The following is a 15,070-nucleotide window of genomic DNA, read 5'->3' on the forward strand; positions in this document are numbered from 1 at the left end:
AATGCTTTGCGCAACATCCGTTACCGTCGTGCGGTGGCCCAGCGCGAGTACGAATGCTCTTCGACGGCGGAGCGGCCGGTGCCGAGGCGGCGGCCGGCGGGGGCGACGGTGGCTGGCTGGAGCAGGCGGTGATACTGGCCGCCGCGGCGAGTACGGCGAGTACGGCTCGGGTCTACTCCCACGGCCGCATACTGGTCGCCTACTGCACCAGCCCGAGCGAGGTCGCCCGGCACGTTGACCTCGCGGACCTCGTCGAGGTCATCGCCTTCCGAACTAGTAGCGCCCTAAATGCGTGATCGCGGGGCATTCCGCGCGATGCCAGACCGACGATTCCTCAGCCAGCTGCGGCGGCACACCAGCCACCTCGAAGAAGCGGCCCCCGGGACCTGTCAGGGCCTCAATTTGGAACCCAAGGCCGCGCAACTTCTCCGCCAGCCGCAATCGGCCGGCCGCTCCACCCGACCGGACCGTCTCGCCGAACTGCCTACGGGACGACGCCAGCTGCCCGCCCGGGTCCGTGACGCCGACCAGATAGCAGTGCACGTGCAGGACCGGCGGCGGCACCGTCCTGGCGTACGGCGGCGCCTGCGTCACCGCGTGCAAGACTGCGGCGGCCGCGAACCGCGGGGACGCCAGCAGCTCGGCGAGAGCGACGTCTGCTCCCGCCATCATGGCCTGCTCCAGTTCTTGGCGTAGCAGGCCCTCGGAGTGACTCCAGATAACCGAGACCGAGCCCGGCGCCCAGAAGGTGATCTCGTGGCTGCGTACCGCGTCGCCGCCCAGAGCGGGGGACCAGCCCGGGCGGATCACTTGCACGTGCGTTTTGGCGTGCCGCCCCTGCCACGCCTGGGCGAGCGGCGCCGCCATCGCCTGGGTGCCCCGCTCGACACCCAGCTGCCGCAGCGCGTCCGCTGTTCCCAGCCACATCGCGTCGGCTCGTGGGGGCGGGTCGCCCTGGCGGTGGAAGGTGGAGGGCGCGAGGCCGTCCATGAGCACCAGTTGGGCCATGGCCTGCGTCCTCGCGTCACCGACCGGCGTCAGGACCGTGCGTGTCGTTAGCACGGGGGTACTTTGCCACAGCGCCGGGCGATTCGAGTAGATCATCAGGCGAATGCCCCACCCCCCACACGGAGGGCTACTGTGCCAGCCCGAGGAGGTGGCCCGGTTCGTTGATCTGGCCGACCTGGAGGAGCAGGACTGCCCGGCTACTGCTCAGGTCCTCCCGTTCCCAGCGCGTCGCGTGTGGCCTACAGGTTGCCGTACCCGTGGCACTCCGTGCAGGGCCGGATCCGGGACAGCTCCATCTCCACGTCGAACGTGTGCCCAGCCGGGCACTGCCACATCGGCCACCTGCCCGCGATCGGCTCCCCGAACTCCGGACACTCGGGGCACTGCTGGCGGCCGGCGCGGCGGCGGGCGTAGCCGAGCGCCTCGTGCAGTTGGCGGGCCACCTCGCCGCGCAGGTGCGCAAGAGCGGTGCCGACGCGGACGACCACGGTGCCGAACTGGCTGGCGATGTCCGGCGACAGGACGGTGACGAACTGCCCAACGGTGTAGTCCTCCCACCTTTTCCCGCCGAGGACGCGGCGCGGGTCCTTGTGCTGGAAGCGGTAGGTGTCCGGCAGAGTCTGGGTTGCAGCGCGGGCCAGCGCCCGGCAGCCGACGATCTGCCCGCTGGTGGAGCGGACCGGACGGTCCTGGTAGACGACGTCCAGGCGGCCGGTGGCGCGCTCGGCCGTGGCACGGGACACGATGTACGTCACTTCGTCAGTCGGGTTCGGCAGGCCGGTGACCTCCCCGAACCCGACCTCCGACAGGGGGGCGTGCACGACTTCGCCGCCGGGGGTGTGGAGGGCGATGGACCCGGCGGGCCGCCGGGTCTCCGTGTGGCGGGCCGTCGGTCCGGCGGCCTCCCAGACCGCGAGGACGCCCACGCTGGGGTCGTCGGTCACGTCCGGGGTGTCCGCGCTGTAGAGGGTGACGGGGTGCGGGGTCAGGTTGATGACGTGCATGGTCTCTCCTCGGGGAGTTCAGGCCCCGGATGGGTTACATACCGGACCAATGGGCGCCAGAGTAGGGCATCGATCTTTCCTTGCAAGCGTCCGCGTAGGGCTTCGACTCCGCAAGGATTGCCCCAAGACCCAGGCCTCACTGGGCGCGGGTAACCGGTCTGGTTGCGCGCATCCTGGACCTGTGTCGCCGGGAACGGGATGATCCTCCGGTGGACTTCCGGCAGCTGGAGCGCTTTCTCGCGGTTGTCGACCACGGCGGGTTTCACCGCGCGGCGGAGGCGCTCTACGTCGCGCAGCCGTCGTTGTCGCAGTCGATCAAGCAGTTGGAGCGCGAGCTGGGCGATGCCCTGTTCCACCGTGTCGGCCGCGGTGTGGTGCTGACGGAGGCGGGACGGGCGCTCGTCGAGCCCGCGCGGGCGGTCGTCCACACGCTGCGCCTGGCCATCGAGTCCGTCGAGGCGGTGCACGGGCTGCGGACCGGGCGGCTGGAGATCACAGCGATGCCGTCGCAAGCCATCGCCCCGCTCGCCGGTGTGATTTCCCGCTTCACCGCGGAGTACCCCGGCGTTCGGGTGGTGGTCCGGGCCGGCGCGACCGCGGACCAGGTGGTGGAGGCCGTGCGCACCGGCCGGACGGAGCTGGGCCTGCTGGCGGGTGTACGGCTCCCGCAACGGCCTGGCGTGGGCCTGCACCCGGTCGCTCGGCAACGATTCGTTGTCGTGACGTCGGCCGGTGGACCGTTCCCCGCCGGCGCGAGGGTGGGGCCGGACGATCTGTCCGGCCTGCGCGTGATCGCCGGCCAGACCGGCACGGGAATGCGTGCGGTCGTCGATGAGCTGATCCGCTCCGGCGTCGAGCTGACGATCGCCGTGGAGACCGAGCATCGTGAGGCGATTCTGCCCCTGGTGCTCGCAAGGAGCGGCATCGCCGTACTGGCCGACTCGTGGCGGGAGACCGCTGAGCGGGCCGGTGCCGTCGTCGTGGACCTCGATCCGCCCGTCCATCTTGAGGTCGCCTACGTGAGTCACGCGGGTGGGCTCGGTCCGGCGGCGCGCATGTTCCTGCGCATGGCCACGGACCAGGAACGATAGGAGTCGCCGATCGGTCGGGCAGGAAGCCGATCTTGGACTTGGGACGGACTTGACTGCTGGAATCGGTGCCATGAAATCGCATCGCATCGCCGTGATCCCCGGCGACGGAATCGGCACCGAAGTATGCCGCGCCGCCCGCGCCGTACTTGACGCCGTCGGCCGCAGACACGCCATCGACCTCACCTACGACGAGTTCGACTGGTCCTGCGCGCGCTATCTGGACGAGGGCGCGATGATGCCCGCCAACGGCCTCGACCTGATCCGCCACCACGATGCGATCTTCCTGGGCGCGGTGGGCGCACCCGGCGTGCCCGATCACGTGTCCCTGTGGGGGTTGCTGATCCCGATCCGCCGGGGTTTTGAGCAGTTCGTAAACCTGCGTCCGATCCGGGTGCTCGACGGGCAGCAGGCGATCGACCTTGTGGTGGTGCGCGAGAACGTCGAGGGCGAGTACAGCGAGATCGGCGGGCGCCTGTACCGGGGGACACCGGCCGAGATGGCGGTGCAGGAGTCGGTGTTCACCCGGACGGGGGTCACCCGCATCGTCGACTACGCCCTGGACCTGGCCGAGCAGCGCAGCGGACGGCTGACTTCGGCGACGAAGTCGAATGGGATCATCCACACGATGCCGTTCTGGGATGAGATCGTCGCCGAACGGGTCGCCGAGCGCTCCAGCGTGACCATGCGCTCCGAGCACATCGACGCGCTGTGCGCCAAACTGGTGCTCGATCCGGCCCAGTTCGACGTGATCGTCGCGTCCAACTTGTTTGGCGACATCCTTTCGGACCTCGCCGCCGCCGTCGCGGGCAGCATCGGCCTCGCGCCCGCCGCGAACATCGACCCGACGCGTGCGCATCCGTCGATGTTCGAGCCCGTCCATGGGTCGGCGCCGGACATCGTGGGCAGGGGAATCGCCAACCCGGTCGGCGCGATCTGGACTGCCGCGATGATGCTCGACCACCTGGGTCACCCCGAGGCGTCAGCGAATATCCTGGCGGCCATCGGCAGTGTGTTCGCGAAGAGTTCCGTGCGCACCCCCGACCTCGGCGGCACGGCCACCACCGCGGACATGACCCTCGCGATCGTCGAAGCCCTCTGAAGGAAGCATGAGCGTCCCACTGCCCAGCTCGTTCCGGTCCCGCACTATCGATGCGGACGGTGTCGCCATCCACACGGTCATCGGGGGTGGCGGGCCGCCGGTGCTGCTTCTGCACGGCTACCCGCAGACGCACCTGATCTGGCACGAAGTCGCCCCGGCGCTCGCTTCTCGCCACACGGTCGTGCTGCCGGACCTGCGCGGGTACGGCGACAGCGCCAAACCGGAGCCGGTTACCGACGGCCTCTACTCCAAACAGGCGATGGCCCGCGATCAGATCAGGGTGATGCGGGAGCTGGGATTCGACCGCTTCGCCGTGGTCGGACACGACCGGGGGGCGAGGGTCGGCCACCGGATGGCCCTCGACCACCCCGACGCGATCGAGGCTCTCGCCGTCCTGGACATCGTGCCTACCCGGCACGCGTTCGCGCACGCCGACGCCGCGTTCGGCCTCGGCTACTACCACTGGTTCTTCCTCGCCGCGAACAACGGAATCCCGGAGCGGTTGATCGGCCACGATCCGGAGTTCTGGATTCGCAGCCGGATGACGGCCCGGCACTCCGGTGGCGCCGCATACGACGAGGCCGCGGTTCGGGAGTATGTCCGGTGCTTCTCCGACCCTGCCGCGATCGCCGCGTCATGCGCCGACTACCGGGCGGCGGCCGGCATCGATCTGGAACATGACGAGGCCGACGCGGCAGCGGGCAGGCGCGTGCGCTGCCCGCTGCTGGCGCTCTGGGGCGAGCACAGCTTCGTCGGCCGCACCTACGACGTCCTGAAGGTCTGGCGCGAATACGCCGAACACGTCAGCGGTACGGCGTTGCCGAGCGATCACTACCTACCCGAGGAGGCGCCGGCTCTCGTCATCCGGGAGCTGGAGAAGTTCCTGCCCCGGTGAGCTCAGGACCAGGGCTCCTCGCGCAGCGCCTTGCGGGCCAGTTCCAGCTCCAGCTCGAACTTGCCGACCACGCCCTCGTTGCCGATCGGTCCGTGCCCGCCCTCGAAGAACCGCAGGAGCACATCGCCTCCGGCGGCACGCAGCCGCCGCGCGTACTCCTCGGCCTGCCGTGCGGGCGTGCGGGTGTCGTAACGTCCCTGATAGATCAGGACGGGCGCCCGCACGTTCTCCACGTAGGTCATCGGTGAGCTGAGCCGGAACCGCTCCTCCGCGGTTTCGGGGCGGCCGCCCAGGAAACTGCGCCAGGCCGCCTGCAGAGCGGGGTGCATGTCGTCGTAGGCGAGTTTCCAGTCGGCGAGCGCGATGAACGCGAACCCGCCCGCGAACAGGTCGGGGAGCCGGCCCAGCGAGAGGAGCGTCAGGTAACCTCCGTAGGAGGCGCCGGTGATGAAGACGGCCGCGGGGTCGGCGACGCCCGCACCGACGAGCCACTGCCAGGCTGCCTCAACGTCCTCCAGCTCCCGGTCGCCGACGGCGCCCCAGAATCCTTCCCGGAACGTCCTGCCGAACGTGACGGAGCCTCGATAGTTCAGCGACGCGTAGGCGAAGCCCTCCGCGAGCCACGCCTGCGCGACCGGATCGTACCCGCCCACCTCCGCGAGGTTCGGGCCGCCGTGCACGTTCAGGACAAGAGGCACCGGCCCGCTCGCGCCGTGCGGTGCCGCGACCCACAGTTGCAGGGCGGTCCCGTCCTTGGAGGTGACGGAGACCGACCGCAGCGGAATCCCCGCCACGACGGCCTCGGGGGCGAGGATGCTGCGCGGCTCGCTCTCGCCGCGGTCGAGCGCGAGCACGTCGAAAGGCAGGTCGGCGCGCTGCCGCAGCAGCCGGATCTGACCGCCGGGCCCGTAGTGCGACGCCCACTGGTTGGTCACCGCGCACGCCACCTCGGGGAAGAAGTAGGCGCCGTCGGGATGCGGAACGCGGAGCAGTTTCTCGGCCTGGATGTCGTACTCGTACACCCGGTGGATGCCGCGGTCGACGTGCACGAGCAGCAGCCGGGCGCCGTCGTCCGACCAGTCGAGCGGGACGAGTTCACCCGAGAGTTCGGGCGCGTCGACATCGACCCGCTCACCGGTGCGGGGATTCCACACGGCCGGCCGCGCGAACCCCGTGCGTTCGGTGCTCACCAGCAGCCGGGGGTCCCCCGAGACCGGCGAGAACCGGACCCCGCGCACCGGCGCGAGGGGCCCATCCGAGACCGACGCGATTACCGCGCCGTCGGAGGTGTCGAGCACCGTTACGGCGAAGCGGCGGATGCCGGGGTTGTGGTCTGTGGTGTCGATGCTCGCCAGTGCTCCATCGGCGGAGATCCGGCTGTTCCACGCCTCGTTCCGGCTGCGGAACAGACGGTGGGCGGCTCCGTCGGCCAGGTGGTAGAGCGTGAATCCCTCGTCGGTGACCGTGGAGATGACGATGGCCGATCCGTTGCGCGCGACGTCGATTCCGCGCAGCGTGTAAGGAGGCAGTTCGGGGGTGAGGTCGACGGGTTTGCCGTCGACCGGGTAGGACCACAGATGGCCGACCTCACCGCCGTCCTCGTCGTGCAGCACCAGCACGGAGCTGCCGTCCGCGGCGGGCAGCGGGTTCGCGACGTGTGGCGGCAGGTCTGGCAGCCGCAGGTTTTCCCCGGTGGCCGGATTCCAGATGGACACCTCGGCATCGCTGAGGCCCGCCGCGTAGACCATTTCGAGGTTGAGGGCGCCGGGACAAGGACGGATGTCTTCGACGATCGAGGTGCGGAAGCGGTCGCGCCAAGCTTCAGAGGACATTGATCAACTCCGGTTTGTGACAGGCGACGCTGTGGCCCTGCGCATCCGTGACGAGCGGCGGGACCTCAGCGGCGCAGATCGAGCTTGCCTTCGGGCAGAGCGTCCGGAACCGGCAGCCCGACGGCGGGTCTGTGGGGCTCGGGACGTCGCCGGTCAGGATGATCCGGCGGCGGGCGCGTTCGGCCCGCGGGTCGGGGATCGGCACGGCGGACAGCAGCGCCTGGGTGTAGGGGTGCAGGGGACGCTGGTAGAGCTCGTCCGGGGGTCCCTGCTCGACGATACGGCCGAGATACATGACGGCCACCTCGTCGCTGGCATGCCGTACCACAGACAGGTCGTGGGCGATCAGCAGGTAGGTCAGCCCGAGCTGGTCCTGGAGGTCCTCCAGCAGGTTGATCACGCCCGCCTGGACGCTGACGTCCAGCGCGCTGACCGGCTCGTCCAGCACGATCACGTCAGGCTCGACGGCGAGCGCGCGGGCGATGCCGATGCGCTGGCGCTGCCCACCGGAGAACTCGTGCGGGAACCGGCTGGCGTGCTGGGGGTCGAGCCCGACCAGATCGAGCAGTTCGGGGACGCGCCCGAGGTCACGGCCGTGGGTTTCGAGCGCTTCGCTGAGAATCGCCGCGACGGTCATGCGAGGGTTGAGCGAGGCGTACGGATCCTGGAAGACCATCTGGATGCGCCGCCGTGCCGTACGCAACTGGGCGGCCGGCAGCGCGGTGAAGTCGGTGCCGTCGAGGAGCACCTGGCCCGAGGTCGGTTCGACGAGCCGCACCAGGCATGCGGCCAGCGTGGACTTCCCGCAGCCGCTCTCTCCGACGAGCCCGAGCGTCGTGCCCCGCTCCACCCGCAGCGTCACCCCGGATACGGCCTGTACGGTGCCGACTCGGCGACCGAAGACCCCACGGCGTACCGGATACGTCTTGACGAGGTCGGTGACCTGCAACGCCGTCATCGCCGGCGCACCTCCTTCAGCTCTGCCGCACGCAGGCACGACGCGGTGTGTCCGGCCGCGATCAGGACCGGCGCGGGGACGGTGGCGTCGCACAGGCCGGCCAGGACGTGTTCGCAGCGCGGGTGAAACGGACACCCCGGTGCTCGCGAGGGGTGGCCCGGGATCTGGTAGAGCCGCTCACCGTGGCGCGCGTCGAGCCGTGGGAGTGCGGCCAGCAGACCCCTGGTGTAGGGGTGAGCCGGTTCGTAGAAGATCGGCTCGACAGCGGCTTCCTCCACCTTCGTGCCCGCATACATCACCAGCACGCGGTCGGCGATGCCGGCCACCACGCCGAGGTCGTGTGTGATCAGCATGAGTGCCGTCGCCGTGCGCTGCTGGATCCTGCGGATGACCTCGAGGATCTGCGCCTGCACGGTCACGTCGAGCGCGGTCGTCGGCTCGTCGGCGATGAGCAGATCGGGTTCGTTGGCGATGCTCATCGCGATCATGACACGTTGCCGCATGCCGCCGGAGAGCTCGTGCGGGTACTGGTCGGCGCGCTTGGCGGGCGAGGGGATGCCGACCAGGTCGAGCAGCTCGACGACCCGATCACGCAGCGCCGACCGCGAGATCGACGGGTCGTGCACGCTGATGGCCTCGGCGATCTGCGCACCGACGGTGTGCACCGGGGTGAGCGCGGTCAAGGCGTCCTGGAAGATCATCGCGATGCGGCGGCCCCGCAGGGTGCGGAGCTCGGCCTCCGACCGGCCCAGCAGCTCCTCGCCGCGGAACCGGATCGACCCCGTGACGCGGGCCCGGCTGGGCAGGATCCCCAGCACCGCCATCGACGTGATGCTCTTGCCGGACCCCGACTCCCCGACGATTCCGAGGGTTTGGCCGGGTTCGACCGCGAACGACAGCCCGGAGACGGCCATGACAGGGCCCGGGAACTCGACGGTGAGGTTGTCGACTTCGAGGAGGGCGCTCATGATCGGGCTCCGTTCGGGTCGAAGGCGTCGCGGAGGCCGTCGCCGAGGAAGTTGATGGCCAGCGCCGTGAGGAGGATGAACAGGCCGGGAAAGTACAGGAGGTAGACCTTCTCGGTGCCGATCAGCCCGGACGCCTGGCTCAGCATGTTGCCCCAGCTCGATTCCGGAGGCTGCACGCCGTACCCCAGGAAGGAGAGCGTCGACTCGACGATCACCGCGCTCGCCGCGCCCAGCGAGGTGCTCACGGCGATGACGCCGGTGAGGTTGGGCAGGATGTGCCGCACGATGATGCGCCGCCGGGTGACGCCCAGCACCGTCGCCGCGGCGATGTACTCCTTCTCCCGGAGCGAGAGCACCTGGCTGCGGACGACCCTGGCCACGGTGGTCCAGCCGATGGCCGCGAGCACCGGGACGATCACGGCCGGGGAGCGGCCGGCGCCCTGCAGCGCGACCGCCAGGACCACGATCGCGGGGAGGACGATGAACAGGTCCGTGACCCGCATGATGATCTCGTCCACCCAGCCGCCGAAGAACCCGGCCGCCGCACCGAGCGCGGTGCCTACGGCGGTCGCGAGCACGGCGACCGACAGGCCGATCGCGAGCGAGATCCGCCCGGCGAACAGCAGTTCGGTGAGGTAGTCGCGCCCCAGCTCATCGGTGCCGAACCAGTGCGCCGCCGACGGTGGCGTCGGCCCGAGCATCAGGTTCTGGACGCCGCGCTCGTACGGGGCGACCACGTCCGCTCCGAAGCAGCAGATCAGCAGGACCGTGAGCACGGTGATCCCGGCGACGGCGAGCCGGTGGTGCAGGAACCGCCGGCGGGCCCGCTGCCACTGGGTTCGTTCGGGCGTGACGGTCGTCATCCGAGCCTCACTCTCGGGTCGAGTACGGCATAGACGATGTCGGCGAGCAGGTTGAACACGATCACGACCAGCCCGATCACGAGCGTCCACGGCACGAGGACGAACACGTCCCCCGTGAGCAGGGAGTCGAGGAACAACCTGCCCATGCCCTGGATGGCGAAGATCTGCTCGGTGACGACGAGCCCGCCGAACAGCAGGCCGGCGTCCACGGCGGTGACGCTGACAAACGGGCCGAGCGACGTGCGCAGGGCGTGCCGTACGACGATCCGGCCTTTCGGCACCCCCTTGGCCCGTGCGGTTCGCACATACTCGCTGGTGAGCGCATCCAGCATCGTCGCGCGGGTGAACCTGCTCCAGCTCGCCACCAGACCGACGGTGAGAGTCAGCACAGGCAGCACGAGATGGCGTGCGTAATCGAGCGGACCGCCGCCGTCCGGCGAGTGCAGACCCACGAAGTAGAGCGGGGGATCGGTCAGGCCGAGCAACTCCTGGGGCCAGGCCGCCAGGATCTGGATCAGGATCAGCCCGAGCCAGAACGGCGGCATCGCGACACCGAGGTAGGAGAGCCCGGTGAAGACCAGGTCACCCGCGGAGTACTGCCGCACCGCCGAGTAGGCGCCGACGGCGAGCGCGATCACCGCGGCGGCGAGCACACCCCAGACGATCAGCTGCAGAGTGGTGCCGAGGGCGGGCAGGATCAGCCCTTGGACCGAGCCCGCCGTACGTGAGCTGACTCCCCAGTCGCCGGTGACGAACTGGGTGAGCCACCGCCAGTACTGGTAGGGGATCGGTTGGCCGAGCCCGAGGCGCTCCGCCGCGCGGGCGAGCGCGCCCGGGTCCCGCCCACCGCGCAGCTTCGACAGCGGGTCGAACGTGACCCTCACCGCCCAGAAGAGCAGGAACGAGGCGACGAGTATGACGGGGACTGAGTAGAGCAGCCGCCGTGCCACGTAAGCGAACATCGGCTCTTAGCCCACCAGGCCCCACTGGGCGAGGTTCCAGAACGGACCACGGGCCGGGTCGATGGCCAACGGCCCGCCGATCTTGCGGTTCCACAGCAGGATGTTGGGGATCACGTCGAGCGGCAGCAAGGCGGCCGAGTCGGCCAGGAGCTTGTCGGCCTGCCGCGACACCTCGATCCGCTTGTCCTCCTCAAGCGTCGACGCCGCGGTGTCGAGCACCTGGTCGAGACCGGGCACGTCGATGCGCGACATGTTGAGCCCGGAGTAGCCGTTGGCGGCGGTGGGGATCGCGCTTGAGGAGAACGATGCCTCAAGCGAGGGTTGGGGGAAGGTGTCGACGAGGGTCCACAGGCCCATCTGGAAGTCGCCCTTGGGGAGTTTGCTGGCGAACAGATCCCCGGCCGAGGTGTTGTCGATGGTGAGCTCGAAACCGGCGGTCCGCAGCTGTTCCTGCAGGATTTGCTCGGTCAGCTCGCGACGCTTGTTGCCGGTCATCGTGCTGACGGTGAACTTCGCCCGGGTTCCCGCCTTCGCCCAGATGCCGTCGGATCCCTTGGCCCATCCGTCGCCCTGCATCAGGGTGCCGACCTTGCCGAGGTCGGGGGCGTACTGCGCGAAATCGGTGGCCCCGTAGCGGCCGACGAGCGGGGTGTGCGCGCTCTGGGCGGGTTCGGTGACGCCGAGCGCGCCGTACAGGCGGGTGACGATGGCCTTGCGGTCCAGCGCGTACGACACGGCCTGGCGGAACGTCACGGAGTCGAAGGGGGGCTTGGTGTTGTTGAACCAGACGGCTTCGAGGTTGCCGGACTCGGGATCGACGATCGAGTCGGCGTTGGGCAGCCCGCTCAGGATCTGGTCGATGGAGTCGAGCTGCGGTGTGGGGTAGAGGGCGTCAAGCTGGCCGGTCTTGAATGCCTGGAATGCCGCCGCGGTGTCGGCGGTGAACTGGAAGGTGACCTTGTCCAGCTTTGGCTTCTCCCCCCAGTAGTTCTCGTTCGGCACCAGGACGACCGAGGCCCCCTTCGTCCAAGACTCGATTTTCCAGGGGCCGCCGCTCCAGGAATAGCCGTCCTTCATCAGCGCGCTGCGGTCCTTGTCGGCGAGCAGGTGGCTGGGAAGCAGCCCGCTGCTGTCGCTGAACAAGCCCTTCCAGTTCGCGTAGGGGGTGGAGAAGGTGACGACGGCGGTCTTCGGATCAGGTGTGTCGACCTTGGCGATGTGGCTGTACCCGGTCCGGTTCAGCACATCCTTGCCGTCGCGGATCGCCAGCGCGGTGTACTCGAAATCCGCCGACGTGATCGGCTGCCCGTCCGACCACACCGCGTCGGGGTTGATCCGGTAGGTGATCTTCTGCGGCGGACCTGCCGTGAGCTCGGGTTCCGATGCCATGACGTTCGTGGCCACCGGCGTCCACGCGCCATTGACCTTCTTGGGTTCGAACACCCGTGGAATGGTCGGGATGTCCATGATGAAGGTGCCCCAGATCGAGCCGGCACAGCTCGCGATCCAGTCGGTGCAGTCCGGTTCCTGTTCGGCGCCGATCACGATGCTCCCGCCCTGACGCACCGTCATGGTCGTGGACGGGCGATCACTGGAACCCTGGCTCGGGCCGCCTCCCCCACTCGTGCACGCGGCTGTGAGAGCTAGGACCGTAAGCCCTGCGGCTCCGAGTCTGATCCGAGTGCTCATACTCTGACCTTTCTGGCAGGTGATGAAGGGAGAGTATGGGCAAGCCAGGCACCAGGCAAGGGCCTTAGGCATGTTTCTAGTCATGCTCATTGACTATGCTGAAGTCCGGCAGGGCGGTCAGCCGGTGCGAAAATGCGTGCACCAGCGGTGGCTTTTGGTCGACGAGGGAGGCTCTTGGTGGCATCAGCACGCCAGTCAAAGGAGAATCGGTCAAAGGGGGAGACCCGGCCGCGCCGCGCCCGCGACAGCCTCAACAGGGAGATGATCCTCGCGGCCGCCGAGAAGATCGCCTTGAGGGATGGCTTGGACGGGTTGACCTTCCAGGAGCTTGGAGCCGAGCTTGAGGCACATCCGACGTCGCTCTACCGCCACTTCAAGGACAAGGACGAACTGCTTCTTGAGCTGGTCGACGGCCTGAGGGCCCGGTCATACGGTGGCACCCTCACACCTACCGACGACTGGCGTGCCGATCTGCGGGCGATCTCCCAGCGGGTGCGCGAGCACTACCTCCGCTACGCGCCGTTCGCGCAGCAGATGGTCATGCGCACCACGCGACGTCCGGTGGAGTTCTCCAACGTCGAGTTCACTCTGGACGCCGTACGGCGTGCCGGAGTCGACGACGACGAGGTGGCGCTCGTGCAGCGCGCTCTCGGCAACTTCGTGCGCGCCGTGGCGAGCCTGGAGGCGGCCGTCCACGCGCTCGACCCCGAGGTGCGGCGCAGGGACGAGCTCGCCTGGCAGGTGGAATACCGCCAGCTCGACCCGGACTCGTACCCCACGATCGCCCACTACGCGGAGCGGCTCCCGAGCCTCGGCGGCCCGGGCGCCTTCGACATCGGCCTGGAGATGATGCTCGACGCGATCGAGGTGCGCGCCGAACGGTCACGGGCGCGTCAACGCGTCGAGCAGTCCGGCGACGAGGAGCGCTCGCTCGGCGAGTGAGGCCATATCGGCCCACTCGTGCTCCGCGTGCGCGCCGTCGCCCAGCGGGCCGAGCCCATCGAGGGTGGGGATTCCGAGCGCGCCCGTGAAGTTCGCGTCCGACGCTCCCCCGACCGCCACCTCGTCGAGTTCGGGCAGGCCGAGATCGGCCGCGACCTTGCGGGCCGTCGCGTACAGCTCCCGGGAGCCCGCGGGCTCCAGCGGCGGGCGGTTGATCGTGCCGTCGACCCGGACCGCCGTCCCCGGGACGCTGGAGGAGAGCGCATGCATTCGCTCGTCAACCCGCGTCAGCTCGGCCAGGTCCCAGGCGCGGACGTCCACGCGCAGGTGCGCTTGCGCGGGCACGGTGTTCGTGGTGGTGCCCGCGCGCGCGACGGTCGGGGTGACCGTGGTGCCGCGCTCGGGGTCGGCCAGTGCCGATACGGCCAAGACCTGCGCCGCAAGCTCAAGCAACGCGTTCACCCCGCGTTCGGGCTCCAACCCGGCGTGGGCCGCCCTGCCGGTGATGTCGATGCTGTAGAACGAACCACCCTTGCGGGCCGTCTTGACCGCCCCTGCCTGACTTGGCTCCAATACGAGTACGGCACCGCGGGAACCGGCCACGTCTTCGACGAGTGCCCGCGAGGTCGGAGAGCCGACCTCCTCGTCGCCGGTGATCAGAACACTCACCGCGGCAGGATCACGACACTCGGCGAGCGCGGCGAATGCCGCCACCAGCCCGGCCTTCATGTCGAAGACACCCGGACCGTACGCGCGGCCGCCCTCGATGCGGAACGGACGGCGGGCGGTCGTGCCGAGTGGCCACACCGTGTCGACATGACCAAGCAGCAGCACCCCACCTTCGCCGGACGCACGCCACAGCATGTGCGGCGTTCCGCGTACTTCGACGATCTCCGCCGGCCTGCCGAGCAGCGGCTCTCCCCAGGACTGCATCAGCGCGTAACAGCGCTCCAGCCCTTCGCTGTGGCCGGACGGCGACTCGACGGCCACCAGGGCGGAAAGGCGCTCGCACAACAAGGCATGATCCATGGCCAGAACTGTAGTCATGCACATTGACTACATCAAGGGCTGGCAACATGGCCATCATTCTTCGCTAACGACGCCCATCTCACAGAGGACAGAGACACTGGGAAGTTCCCTCGACCGCGACGTATTCAACACGCACGGCATCTCACGTTCAGGGCGACCCGCGCGTCTTCACAGCAGAGAGAGCGAAAGGAACCGACATGAGGACTCGCCACACGGTGGTGGACACCACCCTTGGGCCGGTCACGATCGTCGCGAGCGACGACGCGGTCACGGGCCTGTACTTCCGGCACCACATCCGCCGCCCCGCGCAGGAGACGTTCGGTCCCGCGGTCGCGAACGCCGACGACACGCTGCTCGCCGAGGCGGCCGCGCAGCTGGCGGCCTACCTCGACGGCCGCCGGCGTGGCTTCGACCTGCCGCTGCGAGCGGAGGGGGACACGTTCCAGCAGGCGGTGTGGAGCATTGTGAACGAGATCCCGTTCGGCGAGACGACGACCTACGGGCGCATCGCGGAACGACTCGGCGACCGCACCCTCGCCTACCGCGTCGGTCAGGCGGTCGGCGCGAACCCGCTGTGCATCTTCGTGCCGTGTCACCGAGTACTCGGCGCGAACGGGTCCCTCACCGGCTACGCCGGCGGACTGAAGCGCAAGCAGGCACTGCTGGAGCTCGAGGAGCCCGTCCAGGTCCGCGCCGGACGGTTGTTCTGACGGAGCCTGCGTCCAGCGAT

Annotated in this window: 15 protein-coding genes; 6 read left to right on the top strand and 9 right to left on the bottom strand. The window is 69.2% G+C overall.

Features of this window, described 5'->3' with window-relative positions:
- Positions 1-53 precede the first annotated feature (53 nt).
- Positions 54-296 carry a hypothetical protein gene (locus Amac_RS27960; protein ID WP_155357391.1) on the top strand — a complete coding sequence of 81 codons (243 nt, stop codon included), beginning with the start codon at positions 54-56 and terminating at the stop codon, positions 294-296.
- Here the strand turns inward: Amac_RS27960 and Amac_RS27965 are convergent.
- Together Amac_RS27965 and Amac_RS27970 are read right to left on the bottom strand one after the other, a co-directional pair.
- On the bottom strand, positions 274-1,062 hold the full coding sequence (locus Amac_RS27965; RefSeq protein ID WP_170322688.1) for a relaxase domain-containing protein: 789 nt from the start codon (positions 1,060-1,062) through the stop codon (positions 274-276). The genes Amac_RS27960 and Amac_RS27965 overlap by 23 nt on opposite strands.
- 185 nt (positions 1,063-1,247) lie before the next feature.
- Entirely contained in the window at positions 1,248-2,012 is a 765-nt protein-coding gene (locus tag Amac_RS27970; RefSeq protein ID WP_155357393.1) for a hypothetical protein, read from the bottom strand.
- 209 nt (positions 2,013-2,221) lie between these two features.
- On the opposite strand from Amac_RS27970, the gene Amac_RS27975 reads away from it, so the two are divergent.
- From Amac_RS27975 to Amac_RS27985, 3 genes are all read left to right on the top strand, one after another.
- A complete protein-coding gene (locus Amac_RS27975) occupies positions 2,222-3,103 on the top strand; it encodes a LysR family transcriptional regulator (protein ID WP_155357394.1) in 882 nt (293 codons plus the stop codon).
- Positions 3,104-3,173: 70 nt separating this feature from the next.
- Entirely contained in the window at positions 3,174-4,202 is a 1,029-nt protein-coding gene (locus Amac_RS27980; RefSeq protein ID WP_155357395.1) for a tartrate dehydrogenase, read from the top strand.
- A 7-nt stretch (positions 4,203-4,209) separates the two neighbouring features.
- Positions 4,210-5,097 carry an alpha/beta fold hydrolase gene (locus tag Amac_RS27985; RefSeq protein WP_155357396.1) on the top strand — a complete coding sequence of 296 codons (888 nt, stop codon included), beginning with the start codon at positions 4,210-4,212 and terminating at the stop codon, positions 5,095-5,097.
- A 2-nt stretch (positions 5,098-5,099) separates the two neighbouring features.
- On the opposite strand, the gene Amac_RS27990 is transcribed toward Amac_RS27985, so the two are convergent.
- Genes Amac_RS27990 through Amac_RS28015 form a run of 6 tightly spaced genes read right to left on the bottom strand, consistent with a single transcriptional unit; the run spans position 5,100 to position 12,252 of the window.
- Positions 5,100-6,929, bottom strand: a complete 1,830-nt coding sequence (locus Amac_RS27990) for a S9 family peptidase (RefSeq protein WP_218041317.1) — start codon at positions 6,927-6,929, stop codon at positions 5,100-5,102.
- Positions 6,919-7,887, bottom strand: coding sequence for an ABC transporter ATP-binding protein (locus Amac_RS57730; RefSeq protein WP_155357397.1), 969 nt, complete (start codon positions 7,885-7,887; stop codon positions 6,919-6,921). Before Amac_RS57730 ends, Amac_RS27990 begins: the two co-directional genes overlap by 11 nt.
- Positions 7,884-8,855 carry an ABC transporter ATP-binding protein gene (locus tag Amac_RS57735; protein ID WP_155357398.1) on the bottom strand — a complete coding sequence of 324 codons (972 nt, stop codon included), beginning with the start codon at positions 8,853-8,855 and terminating at the stop codon, positions 7,884-7,886. The genes Amac_RS57730 and Amac_RS57735 overlap by 4 nt, the downstream gene beginning before the upstream one ends.
- Complete coding sequence (locus Amac_RS28005) at positions 8,852-9,718, bottom strand: ABC transporter permease (protein WP_155357399.1); 867 nt, start codon at positions 9,716-9,718, stop codon at positions 8,852-8,854. Before Amac_RS28005 ends, Amac_RS57735 begins: the two co-directional genes overlap by 4 nt.
- Entirely contained in the window at positions 9,715-10,680 is a 966-nt protein-coding gene (locus tag Amac_RS28010; protein WP_155357400.1) for an ABC transporter permease, read from the bottom strand. The genes Amac_RS28005 and Amac_RS28010 overlap by 4 nt, the downstream gene beginning before the upstream one ends.
- A gap of 6 nt (positions 10,681-10,686) precedes the next feature.
- The gene (locus tag Amac_RS28015) at positions 10,687-12,252 is read right to left on the bottom strand and encodes a peptide ABC transporter substrate-binding protein (protein WP_155357401.1); all 1,566 of its coding nucleotides are present in this window, start codon (positions 12,250-12,252) and stop codon (positions 10,687-10,689) included.
- A gap of 294 nt (positions 12,253-12,546) precedes the next feature.
- On the opposite strand from Amac_RS28015, the gene Amac_RS28020 reads away from it, so the two are divergent.
- On the top strand, positions 12,547-13,311 hold the full coding sequence (locus tag Amac_RS28020; RefSeq protein WP_218041318.1) for a TetR/AcrR family transcriptional regulator: 765 nt from the start codon (positions 12,547-12,549) through the stop codon (positions 13,309-13,311).
- Here the strand turns inward: Amac_RS28020 and Amac_RS28025 are convergent.
- Positions 13,252-14,340: a M20 family metallopeptidase gene (locus Amac_RS28025; RefSeq protein WP_155357403.1), complete on the bottom strand. Its 1,089-nt coding sequence runs from the start codon at positions 14,338-14,340 to the stop codon at positions 13,252-13,254. The two genes, Amac_RS28020 and Amac_RS28025, sit on opposite strands and share 60 nt — an antisense overlap.
- A 197-nt stretch (positions 14,341-14,537) precedes the next feature.
- Here Amac_RS28025 and Amac_RS28030 point away from each other — a divergent pair, with 197 nt between their 5' ends.
- Positions 14,538-15,050 carry a methylated-DNA--[protein]-cysteine S-methyltransferase gene (locus tag Amac_RS28030; RefSeq protein ID WP_155357404.1) on the top strand — a complete coding sequence of 171 codons (513 nt, stop codon included), beginning with the start codon at positions 14,538-14,540 and terminating at the stop codon, positions 15,048-15,050.
- The last annotated feature ends 20 nt before the right edge of the window (positions 15,051-15,070 follow it).

The organism is Acrocarpospora macrocephala (assembly GCF_009687865.1).
GTDB classification, from domain to species: Bacteria; Actinomycetota; Actinomycetes; order Streptosporangiales; family Streptosporangiaceae; genus Acrocarpospora; species Acrocarpospora macrocephala.